General features: G+C 37.8%; 15 protein-coding genes, 2 tRNA genes and 1 pseudogene. 12 read left to right on the plus strand and 6 right to left on the minus strand.

The window, feature by feature from the left end; all coding sequences use genetic code 11:
- Positions 1–379: 379 nt before the first annotated feature.
- Positions 380–1,003, minus strand: a complete 624-nt coding sequence (locus tag MCQ_RS09155; protein WP_159052264.1) for a hypothetical protein — start codon at positions 1,001–1,003, stop codon at positions 380–382.
- Positions 1,004–1,027: 24 nt separating this feature from the next.
- Between MCQ_RS09155 and MCQ_RS08650 the strand changes: the two genes are divergently transcribed.
- The 5 genes and pseudogenes from MCQ_RS08650 (at position 1,028) to MCQ_RS00680 (ending at position 4,175) form a co-directional block, all read left to right on the plus strand.
- Positions 1,028–1,390: a hypothetical protein gene (locus tag MCQ_RS08650; RefSeq protein WP_245256369.1), complete on the plus strand. Its 363-nt coding sequence runs from the start codon at positions 1,028–1,030 to the stop codon at positions 1,388–1,390.
- A gap of 121 nt (positions 1,391–1,511) precedes the next feature.
- Positions 1,512–1,973, plus strand: a complete 462-nt coding sequence (locus MCQ_RS00665) for a phage tail protein (RefSeq protein WP_006922931.1) — start codon at positions 1,512–1,514, stop codon at positions 1,971–1,973.
- The gene (locus MCQ_RS00670; protein WP_006922932.1) at positions 1,970–2,224 is read left to right on the plus strand and encodes a tail protein X; all 255 of its coding nucleotides are present in this window, start codon (positions 1,970–1,972) and stop codon (positions 2,222–2,224) included. The genes MCQ_RS00665 and MCQ_RS00670 overlap by 4 nt, the downstream gene beginning before the upstream one ends.
- Positions 2,224–3,213, plus strand: coding sequence for a phage late control D family protein (locus MCQ_RS00675; RefSeq protein WP_006922933.1), 990 nt, complete (start codon positions 2,224–2,226; stop codon positions 3,211–3,213). The genes MCQ_RS00670 and MCQ_RS00675 overlap by 1 nt, the downstream gene beginning before the upstream one ends.
- A 143-nt stretch (positions 3,214–3,356) precedes the next feature.
- Positions 3,357–4,175, plus strand: a pseudogene (locus MCQ_RS00680) (DNA adenine methylase).
- Between the two features lie 226 nt (positions 4,176–4,401).
- Here MCQ_RS00680 and MCQ_RS00685 read toward each other — a convergent pair.
- Positions 4,402–4,477 (minus strand) — tRNA-Thr (locus MCQ_RS00685).
- A 1,309-nt stretch (positions 4,478–5,786) separates the two neighbouring features.
- Positions 5,787–6,107, minus strand: a complete 321-nt coding sequence (locus MCQ_RS00695; RefSeq protein WP_006922936.1) for a hypothetical protein — start codon at positions 6,105–6,107, stop codon at positions 5,787–5,789.
- 193 nt (positions 6,108–6,300) lie between these two features.
- Here MCQ_RS00695 and MCQ_RS00700 point away from each other — a divergent pair, with 193 nt between their 5' ends.
- From MCQ_RS00700 to MCQ_RS00715, 4 genes are read left to right on the plus strand one after another with little or no spacing between them, the layout of a single operon-like run.
- Positions 6,301–7,731 carry an amino acid permease gene (locus MCQ_RS00700; protein ID WP_006922937.1) on the plus strand — a complete coding sequence of 477 codons (1,431 nt, stop codon included), beginning with the start codon at positions 6,301–6,303 and terminating at the stop codon, positions 7,729–7,731.
- Positions 7,732–7,768: 37 nt separating this feature from the next.
- Complete coding sequence (locus MCQ_RS00705; RefSeq protein WP_035007758.1) at positions 7,769–8,449, plus strand: energy-coupling factor ABC transporter ATP-binding protein; 681 nt, start codon at positions 7,769–7,771, stop codon at positions 8,447–8,449.
- Positions 8,446–9,060 (plus strand): energy-coupling factor transporter transmembrane component T family protein, encoded by a 615-nt coding sequence (locus tag MCQ_RS00710; RefSeq protein ID WP_006922939.1) that lies wholly within the window; start codon positions 8,446–8,448, stop codon positions 9,058–9,060. Before MCQ_RS00705 ends, MCQ_RS00710 begins: the two co-directional genes overlap by 4 nt.
- A gap of 36 nt (positions 9,061–9,096) precedes the next feature.
- Positions 9,097–9,651 (plus strand): biotin transporter BioY, encoded by a 555-nt coding sequence (locus MCQ_RS00715; RefSeq protein ID WP_006922940.1) that lies wholly within the window; start codon positions 9,097–9,099, stop codon positions 9,649–9,651.
- A gap of 1,728 nt (positions 9,652–11,379) precedes the next feature.
- On the opposite strand, the gene MCQ_RS00725 is transcribed toward MCQ_RS00715, so the two are convergent.
- A tRNA-Phe gene (locus tag MCQ_RS00725) sits at positions 11,380–11,455 on the minus strand.
- Positions 11,456–11,861: 406 nt separating this feature from the next.
- On the opposite strand from MCQ_RS00725, the gene MCQ_RS00730 reads away from it, so the two are divergent.
- The 3 genes from MCQ_RS00730 (at position 11,862) to MCQ_RS00740 (ending at position 16,375) form a co-directional block, all read left to right on the plus strand.
- Positions 11,862–13,019: a phosphoserine transaminase gene (locus tag MCQ_RS00730; RefSeq protein WP_006922943.1), complete on the plus strand. Its 1,158-nt coding sequence runs from the start codon at positions 11,862–11,864 to the stop codon at positions 13,017–13,019.
- A 397-nt stretch (positions 13,020–13,416) separates the two neighbouring features.
- Positions 13,417–14,706, plus strand: coding sequence for an adenylosuccinate synthase (locus tag MCQ_RS00735; RefSeq protein ID WP_006922944.1), 1,290 nt, complete (start codon positions 13,417–13,419; stop codon positions 14,704–14,706).
- 241 nt (positions 14,707–14,947) lie between these two features.
- Positions 14,948–16,375: a hypothetical protein gene (locus MCQ_RS00740; protein WP_006922945.1), complete on the plus strand. Its 1,428-nt coding sequence runs from the start codon at positions 14,948–14,950 to the stop codon at positions 16,373–16,375.
- A gap of 162 nt (positions 16,376–16,537) precedes the next feature.
- Here MCQ_RS00740 and rpoH read toward each other — a convergent pair whose 3' ends face one another.
- Complete coding sequence (gene rpoH / locus MCQ_RS00745; protein WP_006922946.1) at positions 16,538–17,416, minus strand: RNA polymerase sigma factor RpoH; 879 nt, start codon at positions 17,414–17,416, stop codon at positions 16,538–16,540.
- A 148-nt stretch (positions 17,417–17,564) separates the two neighbouring features.
- The gene (locus MCQ_RS00750; RefSeq protein ID WP_006922947.1) at positions 17,565–18,569 is read right to left on the minus strand and encodes an RluA family pseudouridine synthase; all 1,005 of its coding nucleotides are present in this window, start codon (positions 18,567–18,569) and stop codon (positions 17,565–17,567) included.
- Between the last annotated feature and the right edge of the window lie 21 nt (positions 18,570–18,590).

Here is an 18,590-nt window from a genome sequence, read left to right on the forward strand (position 1 = left end):
GGCTTGAGATCGGTGATTTCCTTGTCATGCCATTCAAGCATAGGAACCTCAATTTTTGTGTATTTATCTTCATTTTTTATTTCTGTTTCTGGTGAAAAAATTATGATGGGCTCAGATTGTCCTGCTGTTGCATTCTTTTATTTATGGTGTGGATATTTCTCAGATAAGTGACTTCAAAGGTTAAAGTTGCACTATGAAGTGTGTGTGAGCCGTTATCATCAAATGTTATAGCAATATGTTTGTAAACAATAGATTTCAATCGTGTTATTAAAATTAGAATTGACAAGAAAAATCTCTTCAACTTGGCGTGATAATAAAGCAATACAGCACGCTGTCTTCTTTCGTTGTGTAGTATTCTACATAGTTACAGTATATCACCCTAACCATAATCATACCAATCTTCAGCTTTAACAAGCGCCATCATAAAAACCATTGCAGCTCTGATGGCTTTTAATATTGCTTTGCGGGTGTTGCGTTTTACCATGGCTGGTACACGCCTTGGGCTTCTGCAACTCATGACTTCTTTTGTAAAGCTTGGAGCGCTCAGCCGTGCTCTTAAAACAAGTTGGTGAGGTTTAATCGCATCAGGGCGCTCAGTGGGAATAATGGCAGCAAGTCTTGGTGGGAGCACGCTGCGTCTTCTCCGACCGATGACTTTACTCGTGGCTGCGTTTCGAGGGCTTATGGTCTCTGGCTCTGCATTCGCCGCTACTTTCGGTTGGATAGGCACAGTGATCGAAGTGGTTGGTGCTGGCATTGCCTCTGTGGTTGGTGCTGTTTTTAGCCCGATAGGGGCTTTGATTGCTGCTGTTGTGGCGGTGATCCTTGCTAGCTGTTTTGTTTTGTGGAAATATTGGGATCGTTTTTCTTCCTTTGTTAAAGGCTTTGCACGGGGAATAGCACATGCTCTTGTTTTGATTTCTCTGAACATTGGCAAAAGTTTAAACAGGGACTTAGCATTGTTGGCAAGTGGTTTGGCAATGTGGGGGATGGTTTCAAGCAAAGTCTTTCCAACTTTTGGGGCTGGTTGGGAAGCTTTTTTGCGCGCGAAAAGCTCCCTGAGGATGCCAAAGCCAGTATGGAACAAGCAGGGGAAGACTTGGCCAATTGGATTGTCGGTGGTTTTATGGCACCCATTACAAAATTGAAGGACTTTTTTCAATCTTTGCCAAATCGCATCAGAGAATGGATTGGCAATGTTGATTTATCTGATCTGTTTCATTTGCCCAGTTGGCATTTATCAAGTTGGTTGGGCGGCAAAACAGCCATCCAGCCCATTATGCAATTTGCTGGTGCTGGTTATGCAAATCGATCTGGTCGAGAGCAAAGAGACAATAACAAAGATCACTCCACCACTACGCACAATCGAAAATGTCACGGTGCATATTAATGGCGCTCGTGATCCCGTAGCCACTGGTCGTGCGGTTGCTCACGCCATTCAACGTGCACGCGCCAATGCTCTGCATGGTGGAACAGAATAATGGAAAGAATAAAATGAGGGGAGGGAGGCAATGAGAGATCCTTTGATGATGTTAGGACCGCATCAATTTTACGTGGACTGGCTGAATTTCCAATCCTTTGAAGAAGAGTTTTCTGCCTCATGGGTTTGCCTAGAGCGTTTTGGTAGGTCGCCCAGTTTACAATTTACTGGCTATGGCAATGATGCAAAGACCATTTATGGGGTTTGGTTTCCAGAGGAATTTGGTGACCGTGTCGCCATTGATGCCATCACCCAAACAATTAGAAGAGCCAAGCCTGTGCAGATGCTTCGGTGGATCAATGATACGAGCTATAGTGCTATCCTCCATGGCCCTGTGGTGATCACCGCACTCACGCAAGACCACGACTATATCAGCCGCTCTGCTCAATCACAGCGCATCCGCTATTTCCTCAGTCTTTTGCCATTTTTTGATGGGGGCAAACCGCAAGGTCAATATCAGGTGGAACAATCTCAAGGAGGACAAACTCCATGAAGATACCCCAAAAGCGCATTGTTGTAGAGCTAGAGGATATGAGTCTTGATCTCATCTGCTTTCACCATGCCATGGCTGTGTTAGGAGACCGTGCACAAGTTGGGGCACTAAACGGCTATCTCGAAGCCACACTGGAAGCCAATCCAGAGATTGCCAAATATGGTGTGCTTTTGCCGCGCGGCTTAACTGTTGTTTTGCCTGAATTCGCACTTCACAATCCTCAAAGCACGGTGAAGCGGTTATGGGATTAATGCGCACATACCCTTTTATTGTGGTCAAGGTGGGAGACAAACCTGTTTATGAGGTTTTTTACCAACGTCTTTTAACGGCAACCATCACTGATCATGCCGGCAATGAAGCCGATAGATTTGAAGCGGAGTTTGACGATAGTGGCAATGATTTAGAGGTTCCACAAACGGGCAGTGCTCTGCAGGTGATCTTTGGTTATGAGAACAGCATCAGTGCTTCGATGGGGTGTTTTGTTATCGAATCAGTTGTAAGTATCGGTGGCAGTTATGGCGAGATCTTGCGCCTTTGTGGCAAAAGCGCCTCGATGCGTAAAGAACTCAAAGAACAAACAAGTGAACATTTTGATGGTAAAACTGTTGGCGAGATTGTGGAAACCTTAGCCAAACGCCATGGCTATCAAGCAAAGATAAGCCCCCAGTTCACTCAACAAACTCTCCCTTATGTGATTCGTACGGATCAATCGGCTGTTGATTTTTTAACGCGCCTTGCTGAGCGCATGCAGGCACGTTTTTTCATCAAAGACAATAAGTTTTTATTTTTAAGTGGAGAGAACTTACCGGCATTAGCAATCCATAAGCATGACTGTTCGAGCTGGGAATTTACCTTTGAGCCGCGTACGCAATATGGCACCATTGAAGCCTGTTATTTTGATCGTTCACAAGGGCAACAATGCCAAGTCAAACATCAGACAGGTTTTACTGGTCCCGTACGCCGTCTGCGTTGTTGCTACACTTGTAAGGAAGAGGCACTGGCTGCTGCCGCTTCAGAATCAGACCGGCTGTGTCGTGCTGTAGGCAGTGGCTCTTTGTCCCTTGAAGGGCGCCCCGAAATCATGGCGGATCAACCGCTGCTTCTTCAAGGGTTCCGCAGTGAAATCGATGGACCATGGAAAGCCCAAAGCGTCACCCATCGCTATGAGAAACAAAGCGGATACACCACAGACATTACTCTTGAAGCACCAGACAAGGGAAGGGACAGCAATAAAGAATAGAGGCTGGGTTGGTTGTCCAGCCAACGGGACTAGTTTTGCGAACACACCCCGTCCGATGTAACACAACTTAACATCGCAGCCACTTCTTATCACTTGAAGCAATGAGAAGATGGCTACTAGTGATGAAAGAGTGTTAAAAAAGTATGGATACACTTTGTAAAGAAACATTAAAATCTATTGATCCTATAGAACCAGCTGCCGCTTATATTGGTGGCAAAATCAGGTTAGCAAAAACCATTATCAAAATCATTGAAGCGATCCCACATCGCACTTATGCTGAGCCTTTTGTTGGCATGGGGGGAATATTCTTCAGACGGAAATTGATACCCTTATATGAAGTCATCAATGATCGCTCAGGGGATGTGGTGAATTTTTTTCGGGTTTTGCAACGCCATTATCACCCTTTTATGGATCTGTTAGAGTTCCAAATTAGCAGCCGTGAGGCGTTTTAAAGTTTTGCTCTGCAAGATCCAAAGACACTGACGGATTTAGAGCGGGCTTTGCGGTTTTTATATCTACAGCGGTTGAGTTTTGGTGGGCAGGTAGCAAAGCGGTCGTTTGGAGTTGATCCCTACCGTAGTGCCCGGTTTAACTCTTTCAAACTTGAGGGGTTCTTAAAGCTGATTTACCGGCGTTTATCAAATGTGACCATTGAACATTTAGACTGGTTTGACTTTATCAAGCGCTATGACTTGCCAACGACCTTGTTTTACCTTGATCCACCTTATTGGGGCGTTGAGGATTGCTATGGAAAGGATTTGTTTAAGCGAGAGGATTACCAGAAAATGTCGACACTGCTTGCACAATTAAAGGGGAAGTTTGTTTTGTCTCTCAATGATGTGCCAGAGATCCGAACAACCTTTAGCCAATTTAAACGAAAAGAGGTGAATACGTCTTATACATGTGGTTCAAAGTATCCGATTCCGGCGAAGGAGCTGATCATCTCAAATTGCGATTTTTAGAAGAAGAGAAAAATGACTCATAAAAGGGGCTTTAAATGACCTTTGAAAGGTCTTTGAAGACCCTTTGAGAACCTCTTAAAAAACTTTTGAAAAAATAAATTGGTACAAAACCTACTGTCAAGCTACAGTCAAATTATATAAATTGTAGAAGGTGGTCCAAAAGGTGGTCTGAAAATAATTGTTTAAAGGAAAAACCTATATATTTCAATGTGTTAAAAGCAAAACATGGTGCCGCATGCCGGATTCGAACCAGCGACCCCATCATTACGAATGATGTGCTCTACCAACTGAGCTAATGCGGCATAAGCTTACATATTAATCAGACAAAAGTCAGACCGAAGGTAATAACCAAAAGAATGCACAAAAGCAAGTGTGCATTTTGTTCGATTAATCTAGAAGATTCAGGAGTCATTGAGGCAGTTGAGGTAAAAAGCGTGGCTTGCTGAAATTAGCAGTGCAGAGCGATATTTTTTTCATCTTAATGCTATGAAGTTGCCGATAATATATCTTTTCAATTTACAATTGTATTTAATGTTGGAGGCGGTATAATAAGTCGATTTTTGGGATAGAGATTGCGTTAAGAGATCTTTGCACAGATTAAGGATGCCTTTCTTATCCGAAAGGGAGAGATTTATTTTATAGATTATTTTTGAAATAAAAAAATACCATCAATCTTTATAACCTAAAGAGAAGATCAGTGTAAGAATTGTTTTTTAGAAAAGCTACTTTTCATTCTTATATCACAGGAATGGAGGTAAAGGGGAATAATGTGATAAAATCGGCTTTCAGGACGACAGACAATACCGAATCAAGCAAAAGCAAGCACATCAAGAAAAGGTTCATTGAGAAGCTTTCTTGCGTGGTAAGTGATCAAGGCAAGAATATGAAATATCTAAAAATTTAATATTTTAACAAGGCGATTTTCATATTTAGAAAAATGAAGTTTCTCTGAAACAGCTGCTATATTATTTCTTCATGAATAGGGATATTGGATATTTTTGTTGAAGCTTTCAATTTTTGTCAGTAAAGCCTTCTTTTTTTCAAGGTATGTATCTCCTAGACTACAATAGGATGAAATGTTTTTTTGTTGTAATTGTAACCGTTTATTGCACAGATTTTTCAGTTTAATGCATCTCAGTAGATATAAGGGATGGTTTTTGCAAAATCTATGTTATCATCATTATTTCAAAAGATATCAATTCAATAAAGAGTTTCCATATTATTTTAGGGTACATTTTTTGTCTACGATCACTGTTCCAAAGAACGGAGAAAAACTTTTAAGAGATAAATTAGGGATAATAAATAATTTTAGCTACAGCAATATGTTGTTCAGTTTTTTCTATGCAGAATTTTCTTACAGGTAGGAACAGAAGTAACATTGCAATAGCTAAATGCTTTTATTGATAAAAGTAAAGCTTATTTATAGTAGTAGCCCACAGTGATCATCGGGTAGGGTAGGCCACTTTATATTCATAATAAAGCCTTATTCAGTTATGCCTATTGGTGAAATAGCTTTTGTTTTATCAAGAGGATAAATTTCTTTAAGGTGTGCCGATTATTTATAGCGCAATAGATTTTGAAAATCTTATTAAATATCAAATGTATTTTTCTTTATCTATAGAAGATTTTATGAAAAGGCTTTTGTTTTTCATAACTCAAAATACAAAATATTATTGCTAAGGTACCTAAAATAGACCATATTGGTAAACAGATGAGGGTGATGCAAATTGAGTGTAAGAGAGGGAGTGTCATATTATGCATAGATTGGTTGAGTCCATAGATATCTGTTTGTAGGAGATTTTCTAGCATTTTATTGAGGGGTGTTGTTTCCCAATGTGATGTGCTCACAGAGCGCGTACCATCGATGACTAATGCTATAATCATCAACGTAAAAGAAATAAAAGCCATTAATTTAAATAAAGGACGAAGCATATTTCTTCCTGTTATTTTAACGCAGCGTTTGCTCAATTCAACACTTGCATAACGCACAGAAAAAAAAGTCGTTGCACATTGTGAGACGAAAGGTGTGTTTACGTTTGTGTTCGTGATTTTTTTAGAAAAATACATAAAAGTCATGGGCGGCGTTTTTGATAAAATTGAAGTTAAACCTAACAGGAAACGAGGAATGATGTTTGAAGAAAAGCATAGTGAATTGAAACGTAGCCTTCAAAATCGTCATGTTCAAATGATTGCTTTAGGAGGCGTTATTGGGACCGGTCTTTTTTATGGCTCAGCGGAATCTATACAATTGGCTGGTCCTTCAACTATTTTAGCTTATCTTTTCGGTGGACTTATTATCTATTTTATCATGAGAATGCTTGGTGAAATGTCAGTAGAAGAGCCAACTTCGGGTGCTTTTAGCTTCTTTGCCTATAAATATTGGGGAGATAAGGTTGGTTTCATAACGGGTTGGAATTATTGGTTTCTTTATATTCTTGTCAGTATGACTGAACTTACAGTTATTGGATTTTATCTTGATCATTGGGTTTTAATGGATCATTGGAAGTCATCCCTCATTGTTCTTATGTTTGTTACATTAATCAATTTGTTTAATGTTCGCTTTTACGGAGAATTTGAATTTGGCTTGGCTTTGATTAAAGTAGTTACTGTTGTTGGCATGATTATTTTTGGAATTTTCCTTATTGTCACTGGAACAAATGATAATCAAGCGAGTATTCACCATCTTTGGGATCATGGCGGTTTTTTCCCTTACGGTGCAATAGGAGTTGTATTAGCTACTGCTGTGGTGATGTTTTCTTTTGGTGGAACAGAACTTATTGGTATTGCGGCTGGAGAGGTCTCCAATCCCCAAAAAACAATTCCAATGGCTATTCGTAAAGTGATGTGGAGGATTATCATTTTTTATATTGGTTCTATTGGCGTAATTATGATGATAAGTCCGTGGGATACGATTGGAAAAGATGGCAGTCCTTTCGTTACTATTTTTGAAACCGTGGGAATTCCTGCAGCTGGACATATTTTGAATTTTGTGGTGATTATGGCTGCTATTTCTGTCTATAATAGTGGCATTTATTCGAATAGCCGCATGCTTTATAGTTTAGCAATACAAAAAAATGCACCATATATTTTTGGTAAACTTAATGCTGCCCATGTTCCTTATGTTGCTATCCTTTTTTCATCATTATGTACTTCGGTAATTGTTGTTGTTAATGCTCTTGTTCCCGACAATAGTTTTATGCGGATTATGGCTCTTGCGACTGCGGCAGCAGTTATTACTTGGGCTATTATTGTTATTGTTCATTTAAAGTTTCGAAAAGCACACAAGGACAGGGAAGGATCTTTTGTTTATGCGTTTGGTCTGTATCCTTATGCTAACTATTTTTGCCTCTTTTTTCTTGCTTTATTATTTTGTATTATGTTTATAAGTGGCTTTGGAAAAAATGGGTTAATGGCTCAAATTTTTGATATGATAGGAGTCAAAGCGACCTTTTTTGAATCATATATTCCTACGCAGATGCCTGATATGAGTTTGGCGGTTATTATCATTCCTCTGTGGTGTTTACTTTTGCTTTTAAGCTATAAGCTTAAGAGATAGCGTTGGGATAATATAAGGGGAATGATTGGAAGAAATCTTGGGAATCATAAAATTTAATAATGTCACACAAAATTTTGGTGATTTGTGCGTTTTAAGAGATATCACTGTAGAGCTTACTGAAAGACGAATTGCAGTTATTGGTGCCAATGGTTCTGGAAAAAGTACATTTGTTCGTCTTATCAGTGGGCTACAGTTACCATCAAATGGTTTTGTGAGCGTTGATGGTCTTGATACAAAGCGTGATGCAAAAGCAGTAAGGCGTAAAATAGGATTTGTTTTTCAAAATCCTGATAATCAAATTGTTTTGCCATTAGTAGAAGAAGATTTATCGTTTGGTCTTAAGAATTTAAAACTTAGTAAAGATGAAATTAAGGAGCGTGTAGATGAAATCCTACAGCGCTATGATCTCCAAACTTTAAGAAATCATGCGGTTCATTTATTAAGTGGCGGACAAAAACAATTAGTTGCCATTTCGGGTGTGGTGGCGATGAAACCCGATTATATTATTTTTGATGAGCCAACAACATTACTTGATTTACGAAATAAGCGTCGTATTACGCAAGTCATAGAAGAATTATCACAAACGGCAATTGTGGTATCACATGATTTGGAATTTCTCAGGAACTTTGATAGAGTACTAGTTTTTGATAAGGGGGAAATAATTGTTGATGATATACCGTTTGTTGCAATTAAAGAATATATAAGAAGAATGTCGTGATCGGCTTATATCTTCCCAAGGATACATTTATCCATCGGCTTAAACCAGAGGTTAAGCTGGTGTTTCTAGCTTTATGTGGAACTATTATATTTACGGTTTCATCTTTACCTGTGCTCTCGTTTTTTTTACTGTTTGTAGCTTTGTTGTATGGAGTTGCGAAGGTTCCTTTCAACAATGTTGTAAAACAGCTCAAATCGATGAGTTTATTTTTAGTACTTATATTTGTTTTTCAAGTTTTTTTTAAGAGTTGGTTTACGGGCTTTGAAGTCATATTACGCTTTATTACTCTTATTTTTTTAGCGTCGCTTGTTTCTTTAACAACCAAAGTTTCAGATATGGTAAATTCAGTTGAAAGAAGGCTTCGACCATTTCGATGCTTTGGTATAAATCCATCAAAATTGAGTATGGCTTTATCTCTGGCGATCAGATTTATTCCGGTTGTTAGTGAAAAGTTCAATGAGGTGCGTGAAGCACAGCGGGCACGCGGATTTGATACCAACATTTTCGCTCTTGCAATGCCCCTTATTATACGAACTATCAAGATGGCTTCAGAGGTGGCTGAAGCCTTAGATGCACGTTCTTATGACAGTGATACTGATGATAAAGTCTAGTGTCGATAAAAACACTCATAATAAAGGAATAATTTAATGAATACAAAAGATTTAACCTACGTTGCTTTATTTGCAGCTATTTATGCAGTTTTAGGACTTTTCCCCCCTATTTTTCTTCCTGTTTTTCTTGGGCTTCCTATTACAGCTCAGTCTATGGGGCCGATGTTAGCAGGGTCTATACTTGGAGCGAAAAGAGGGGCTTTGGCTTCAATTCTTTTTCTTGTACTTGTTGCTATTGGATTGCCTCTATTGGCTGGTGGGCGTGGAGGTATTAGTGTTTTTTTAGGAGCTGGGGGTGGCTATATGATTGGGTATCCAGTTGCTGCATTTTTTATTGGCATTATGGTTGAGTTATTTTGGCGACGGTTAAATTTTATTACATTGTTTGTGATAAATGCTTTAGGTGGTATTGGGATTGTTTATCTTTTTGGAGTTCCGTGGATGGCTTATATTACTCAAATTCCTTTGCTAACAGCTTTAATAAGTTCCTTAGGTTTTTTGATTGGCGATTCTCTGAAAGTGCTGATTACATCCTTTGTAGCACTTACAGTTAAAAAATCTGTTCCTCTCATTGTGTCAAAGAAAAGGTAATTCTTGCTGTAAAGGAGGGATTTATATTGCGATATACCTAGGAGAGAAAGGACAGAAATAATAATATGGAAAAGTTTTCTGTCTTATTGTTTGCGCTTTCATAAGAGGAAATATGTAGGATAAAAGAAAAATTATTCTATGCTATCTAAGTGATCATCTCAAAACTAATAAATGTAATTTATATCCGTTATTATTAATAGATATTAAAAATATCATTGAATATTAAAGTGAATTTTTGATATAAAATAGTTAATAATATTCTTCATATATAAGAAAATTTCATTCTTTTTTGAAAAATTAATTACAATGGATTATTATTATCATATTTTTATTTAAATAATTTGAATAAGAAATTTATATTTTAATGCAGTGAATATAACATATTTTAATATCTATGTTTAATAAATATTATTATTGCAATTATTTCATTTGTAATATATAAATACATAACAATATTTATGTTAAACCCATTTTGTCTTATTTAATAAGCTAAATTGTAAAAGTAAAAACCATGAATGTAAGATATTTTTTTTCTATATTTTTTATTATTTTCTTTCTTTCTTCTGGTGCGAATGCATCAGATCGAACTCTTATTCAAGGAGAGACATCTTTTATTATTTCTCCTACTCTTTCTAGGACAGCTTTATTTTCTAATAAACAGGTTCGTCCTTTATTGAATAAAGTGATCATGTCTGCTCATTCAAGCAATCAAGTTGTATTTTGGGAAAGTGTAACATCATTTTTTATGAAAGTGGCGCTTGTATATGCTAATTTATGGCAATATTTATACTCTTCCATATTTTCCATATTTAGGTAGGATAAAAGAGTATATTATAGTATTATTTGGCTTAATTATTTGCAATAAAGGCATGAAATGTATTTTATGGAATATCCGAATTTTATTGTAAGAATAAAATAAAAAGAGGATTACTATCAAGGCAAAATTGGGGGGGCATGCATCATATATATACATAAATTTATGCGTTAATAATTTAATTATTGGGTGTATTAAATAATCTTTTACAAGCATAAGTAGTTGCAGGTGAGATCACTAAGCTTTTCTAATGCTTCGGAATAATTTTGCTTATTTGGCAATTGGAATTGTTCATTTTTTCAAAGAGATTTTTACTTGATTATAAAAAAAAATTGATCTTGGCAACTTGCTTCCTGTGAAAAGAGTAGTCCAGTTTTTGTGATTGTAATGCTGTTCTATTTGGAAAAAAGACTAAAAGTGTTTTAAATTAAAAAAAAAGATCAGTCGCTTATAATCTAGAAAAGCTTTGAAGAAGAATGAAATAAGTTAAGCAAAACTTCACTGATATCAAGAAATTTTTTATGGAACATGCTATTGAGTTTTAATCTTTATGATGCTCCATAGAGTTTATTTTTTTATATCCTCTGTAGTTTCAAGGATCATTATTCTTCTGCGGATAATTTTAATGCAGATGATTTTGTTAATATGGCATACATCGTCAAGGATATCGAAAGCAAGTTTGTTTAAATCTTAAAGATTGTAATGAGGTATCAGAGGTCTTCAAAGGGATCTATTTTTTTAGAAACGGAAACACTTTTGATGTTTAATGCAGCTAGGAATTCCTCAAAAAAGTCCTTTTTCAAATAATTAGAAAGGAATATTTTAAAATTCTATTCCCTCACTTTTATCGACGCATCCCTCACCTTAAAAAAACATATGGAAAATCAATAAGTTATTTAGAGAAAAAAAGAATGTGGTGCCCAGACGCGGATTCGAACCACGGACACGCGGATTTTCAGTCCGCTGCTCTACCAACTGAGCTATCTGGGCACATTTCACAAAACACGTGAAACGTGTGCGGTTATAACATTAAAATTTTCTCTGTCCAGTCATCAAAAGAAAAATAATTGATTTTTTATAAATTTATTTCCGTATTTGAGGCAATTATAATTTCTCTTTTCATAAAATCAACTTGATAGGTATATTGCGATACGTTAGTGTATCGTCATCAGAATGTTGTCTTATCGTGGTGATGACGCAAGGAAATCTTTCTAAAGAATCAATAAAAATATAATTGAGAGGAATATTTTTCATAAGATTTCCACGTATTTTAAGCTTACGAAATAAATAGAAAATGTTTTTGATCTTTGTTTAAGGGGACTATTGGCACAGTCTTTATAATAATTCGTTTTTCTTTAAAGAAAGGCAAGCCATTTAAAAGGGGAGACTAATAATAATGTTTAAAAAACCAAGTTATCGTCCAAATAATCCTAATTTTTCTTCAGGCCCTTGTCGTAAGCGACCTGGTTGGACTCTTGAAGTCCTTAAAGAAGCATTAGTTGGACGTTCACATCGATCTAGAGCAGCAGAATCAAGACTGGCTGAGGTTGTTAATTTAACACGTGAAGTTCTTGAAGTGCCTTCTGATTATCGTATAGGAATTGTTCCTGCTTCCGATACTGGTGCTGTTGAGATGTCTCTATGGTCCTTATTAGGCGAACGTGGTGTCGATATGGCAGCATGGGAAAGTTTTGGTTCGGGGTGGATTGCAGATGTTGTTGAGCAATTAAAGCTTTCTGATGTGCGTCGTTTTGAAGCCCCTTATGGCGAATTGCCGGACCTAACACAAATGGATTTTGATCGTGATGTTGTTTTTACATGGAATGGGACAACTTCTGGTGTGCGTATTCCTAATGCAGATTTCATTCCAGATAAGCGGGCAGGATTAACAATTTGTGATGCAACATCAGCGGCTTTTGCGCAAAATCTTGATTTTTCAAAATTAGATGTTGTGACTTTTTCCTGGCAAAAAGTTTTGGGAGGTGAGGCTGCGCATGGCATGTTGATTTTAAGTCCTCGTGCTGTTGAACGGCTTGAAAGTTATGTTCCACCTTGGCCCATGCCCCAAATTTTCTGTATGAAAAAAGAAGGAAAATTAAACGAAAATATTTTTAAGGGTAAGACAATTAATACACCCTCTCTGCTATGTGTTGAAGATTATCTTGATGCATTGAAGTGGGCAAAATCATTGGGTGGAGTGCAGGCATTAAGGGCGCGAGTTGATAAAAATTTTTCTGTAATTGATGCGTTTGTTCGCAAAACACCGTGGTTAGAATATTTGGCCAAGGATCCTCAAGTGCGGTCTAATACATCTGTTTGTTTAGATATTGTTGATCCAGTTATTACTACTTTGGATATTGAAAAGCGAGTATCTTTTATAAAAGCGGTAGTAAACCGTCTTGAAGAGGAAGATGCTGCTTATGATATTGGTTCCTATCGAAATGCTCCTCCAGGACTTCGGATTTGGACAGGTATAACCGTTGAGGCTTCTGATCTTGAAATTTTAACACAATGGCTTGAATGGGCATTTCAGGTCGAAAAAGCTCGACTTTAAAGCATTGTTGGCAATTTTATAATGTGACTTTTCCAGAAAAATACGGGCGACCATGATGGCCTCTCGTATTTTTAAATAAGAAAACGATGTTAAAATATCGCGCAGATTGTAAGGAATTACAGGGGCTATGAATGATTTTTCAAATATTGGCGAAAGCAACAACCAAAGGTTCTAAAGTCTTCTACTTTTTACAGAAAAAATGACTGATTGAGAATGAAGATATATTTTATGTCTTAAGTATTGTTTTCTTTTAATTATCATAAAGTTGCAGATTGAAATCACCTAGAGATTTGGAAAAAGCTGAAATGAAGAGTCGCACTTTCTCTAAGGTTTCGTTATAAAACACCGTTTGTTTTTGAATGCTGGTTTTGTTTGACCAAACATGATGGAGAAAGTTATGGCCAATGTAGTAGTTGTCGGTACACAATGGGGCGATGAAGGCAAAGGTAAAATTGTAGATTGGTTGTCTGAGCGGGCAGATATCGTGGTGAGATATCAGGGCGGACACAATGCAGGGCACACATTGGTTATTGATGGGGTTAGTTATAAATTATCGCTTTTACCGTCTGGTTTAGTACGTGGGAAGTTATCAATTATTGGGAATGGGGTTGTCGTTGATCCCCATCATTTTGTGTCAGAATTAAAAAAACTACGTGATCAGGGCGTGAAAATTACACCGGAAATTTTACGTATTGCTGAAAATGCTCCGTTGATTCTCTCTTTGCATCGCGATCTTGATGCGACCCGAGAAAGTGGTTTATCGGGTTTAAAAATTGGTACGACAAAGCGTGGTATTGGTCCGGCTTATGAAGATAAGGTGGGGCGTCGTGCTATCCGAGTGATGGATTTAGCAGAACCTGATACGCTTATGGCTAAGATTGAACGGCTTTTGGGACATCATAATGCTTTGCGTCGCGGGATGGGTGTTGCAGAGATTGATTCCAAGGCGCTTTATGATGAATTAATGCAAGTAGCGGACGAAATTCTACCCTTTATAGATTGCACGTGGCGTCTTTTAGATGAAAGTTATCGGATGGGAAAGCATGTTCTTTTTGAAGGTGCGCAAGGTGCTTTATTAGATAATGATTTCGGTACTTATCCTTACGTGACATCATCCAATACAGTTGCTGGGCAGGCATGTACTGGTTCAGGTATGGGACCTAGCTCAATTCACTATGTTTTAGGTATTGCAAAAGCTTATACAACACGAGTTGGAGAAGGACCATTTCCGACAGAGCAGATAAATGATATTGGCGAATTTATTGGAATGCGTGGCAAAGAATTTGGTGTCGTGACTGGTCGAAAACGTCGATGTGGTTGGTTTGATGCTGTTTTAGTACGTCAGATGGTAGCGATTTGCGGTGTTCACGGTATAGCACTGACAAAGCTTGATGTTTTGGATGGTTTGGATGAAATTAAAATTTGTGTTGGGTATGAGCTTGATGGAAAAAAGATTGATTATTTACCCTCTTCCATGGGAGCGCAAGCTCGTGTAAAGCCTGTGTATGAGACATTGGAAGGTTGGAAGGAAGAAACAGCACATGCATTGAGCTGGGAAAATTTACCGGTGCAGGCTGTTAAATATATACGCTATATTGAAGAATTGATTAATACGCGGGTGGCTTTATTATCTACTAGCCCTGAGCGTGAAGATACCATCCTTGTTACTGATCCATTTGCAGATTAATCATTATCTTGAGATTTCCATATTGATTTTTGTTTTGGCTCTGTATTTTCCTATAGAACAGAGACTGATACGAGAGGGTGTGAGAGAAAGGTGCAAAATAGCATTGTTTATTTCGTATATTCACTTTAAACTGAGGCAATAGTTGTATCAATATAAATGGCAATCAACTTAGAAGGCTAAAATAAACGCTGGCCTGGGGGCTGGGGTTTTTCTTCTCAGTTTGAGAAAGATTATAGAAGATATGGTAGATTTCATTGGAATCTTAAAAAAAACAATCAATGCGCAAAGTAATGTTACACCACAAGTGCGTAAGCGGGTTTATAAACGAGCTATCGAAACATTAGAACATCAATTTGTAGCAGCAACAATACCACAAGCGATGGCAGATAAGCAGAGAAAGATTTTGCAAAGTGCTATTGCAACTGTTGAAGAAGAATATTTAGCTGTTGAAAAGAATTTGCTGTCTTCAGTTATTGGGTGGAAAACTACACATATAGCTGAAGATGACAAACACACACAAGACTCTGTATTGCTACAGGGTAATGAGTTTTCAGTAGTAAAAACAGAAGGAAGACAAGACACTGTTACAAGTTTAAAGAACAATGAGGCAGTTGATGAGCTTTCTGTATCAGCGGTGCCAGATGCAGAGCTTGTCAGTATGGAAGCTTATTTGTCTTCTGAGCATGTTGACAACAATACCTTAAAGGCTTCATCTTTAGCTTCTCCTTTGCAAGGAGATAATACGTACATTGTTTCGCATATTTTTTCTCAAGCTTTGCGTCGTGCTAATAGGTCATCGATGCAAAGGCGTATTGTGATAAGTGCTGCTGTTTTTGTTGGTTTTTTCACCTTAGTGATAGGTATTTATTTTATCTGTGAACGTTTGTTTGTATCAAATAATTATCGATTGTCAGGGGAAAATATTCACGTTTCTCATGCATTATCCAGGACACTTTCGGTTAACAGAAAGTTAACACAACGTCTGTTAGAGGATGGGAGCGAAATTGATGTTGGCTTAGATCAAACGGCAGATTCTTCGAATGAAGAAGGAACCTCAACAGTTATTGCTAAAAATTTGCAGTCAAGTGAACAATTAGGTGAGGCTGTTTTTTATCAAGCGCGTACGGATTATGATGCAGAAAAAGTAGCAACAGGGAGCGCTCGTTGGACACTTATAAAGGAGTCTCGCGGAAAGGGGGCTCCAGAAGAATTGGCTATCCAAGGTGATATAAAAATTCCAGATGAAGGATTATCATTACGGTTAATTTTGCGTCGTAATACCGATCTATCTTTTCCTGCTGCGTATATTATGGATCTTATTTTCATTCTTTCTGATAAATTTTCAGGTCAATCTATAAGCAATGTTCAGGCACTAACTTTTAAAGCAAGTGAACAATCCATTGGACAGACTTTAACAAGGACTGTTGCAGCGAAGATTGATGAGAATTTTTTTCTTGTTGCATTGAGCAGCAATCATCCATTTCTTAACCGAAATTTACAATTAATGCGGGAATTGGATTGGGTGCGTTTAGTATTGACTGATAAAAACGGACGTACAAACGAATTGACTTTTGCAAAAGGACCAACAGGTGAGTCTATTTTTAATGAAGTCATTGGACAATGGCTTGTTAAATCAGAGAAGCTGACAATTCTTGGGCAGAAAAAATAAAATATTAGCGCGAATGAGACAGAAGACTATAAAAAGAATTCTCGTTACAGAAAGCTTCTGGTAGCTTAGCTCAAACTGAAAGAGCCAACAGATGTCAGCTCTTTCTTATGTTCAAAATGCACAAATAATTGATTTTATACTTAAAATTTAGGAGCTTTATACCTAACTTTGGGATAAAGCAAAAGCTTTTATAGAATCTTGCACTTTTTCAAATGCACGCATTTCAATTTGTCTTACACGCTCGCGACTAATGTTAAATTCACTTGAGAGTTCTTCTAATGTCAGCGGTATATCGCTTAAACGACGTGCTTTGAATATACGCCTTTCTCGTTCATTCAAATTACTCATGGCATGTATTAGCATGGAACGACGATTTTCCAATTCATTTTGTTCAATCAAAGTTTGTTCCTGATTGTTTGAGTCATCCACCAACCAATCTTGCCATTGTCCACTTTCACCTTCTTTGGTGCGAACAGGTGCATTGAGCGAAGTGTCACCACCAAGTCGACGGTTCATCGATACGACTTCATCTTCTGTGACATTCAATTGGGTTGCAATTTCTTTCACTTGCTCTGCGTTGAGATCACCACTATCAAGCGCTTGAAGCCTACTTTTTAACTTACGAAGGTTGAAAAATAAGCGCTTTTGATTAGCAGTTGTCCCCATTTTTACCAAGCTCCAAGACCGCAATACATATTCTTGGATTGATGCTTTAATCCACCATATTGCATAGGTTGCAAGACGAAAACCACGTTCCGGCTCGAAACGCTTAACAGCTTGCATAAGTCCAACATTGCCTTCTGAAATGACTTCCCCAATAGGCAATCCGTAGCCCCGATATCCCATTGCAATTTTAGCCACGAGGCGTAAATGACTGGTTACCAATCTATGCGCAGCCTTTAGATCATTATGTTCACGATAACGTTGAGCCAGCATGTACTCTTCTTTTGGCTCAAGCATTGGAAAACGACGAACTTCTTCTAGGTAACGATTCAATCCTCCGTCACCTGTCGTTACTGATAGCAGATTCATATGGGCCATATAGCACCCTCCTTTTGCATGAATTCCCTGATAAGGCAAATTCGATTTGTAGACATTACCAATATCTCTAATGCATCACCTTATCATAATTTTTAATTTTGTTCAAAAAGAGACATTTTATTGTGAAATCATAAGAAGGCTAAAAGTTTCAATTCATTTTTTGAAAATGCTTGATAAGTTCAGCCATATCGTGGGGAAGAGGTGAAGAAAAAGACATAATTTTACCTGTAGCAGGATGTTCAAAGGTAAGACTGACTGCATGAAGCGCTTGTCGGTTGAATTGATCGATTGCATTTCTAATTATGGGATTAAGCACGTTTGATTTTGTTTTAAAAGCATTTCCATAAACAGTATCACCTACGAGTGGATGTCCTATATGGGCCATATGAACACGAATTTGGTGTGTGCGCCCGGTTTCCAAACGACATTCCAGAAGGCTAGCAAAAGATGTTGTATCTGCGAGAGTTCCATATTTTTCAAGGAGAGAAATATGTGTAATAGCGTGACGAGCATGAGAACTTTGGCTATGGACGACAGCTTGTTTCGTTCGGTTATGGGGGGAACGGCCAAGAGATGCATCAATTGTTAAAACATTACGGCTGGGAGATCCCCAAATCAAGGCGTGATAGCGTCGATCTAATGCACTGGTACGTCCGTGGTCAGAAAATTGTGCACTTAAGCTTTGATGAGCAAGGTCATTTTTGGCGACAACCATGACTCCGCTTGTATTTTTATCGAGACGATGGACAATACCCGGACGTTTAATGCCACCGATACCAGACAAACTATCGTGACAGTGATAGATAAGAGCATTAACCAATGTACCTGTCCAGTTACCGTTTCCAGGATGAACAACGAGACCAGCCGGTTTATTGATGACAATGACATGATCATCTTCAAAGAGAATGTCCAATGCAATGGCTTCACCGCTAGGTTTTGCATCAGAAAGGACAGGTATTGTCAATTCGATCATTTGATTGGGTTTTAATTTTGTTTTCGGCTCTTTTATTAATTGACCATCAATTTTAAGGGAGCCTTCACGGATGAGGACTTGCAAACGCGAACGCGATAACTCATTTTTATATTGTTCGGCTAGCCATTGATCAAGCCGCTGCCCAAGAGCATTTTCATCTGTTACTCGCTGTGTTATCATACATTTCCTATTAAGTTTTTA

Origin of the sequence: Candidatus Bartonella washoeensis Sb944nv (assembly GCF_000278135.1) — a bacterium.
GTDB classification, from domain to species: Bacteria; Pseudomonadota; Alphaproteobacteria; order Rhizobiales; family Rhizobiaceae; genus Bartonella; species Bartonella washoeensis.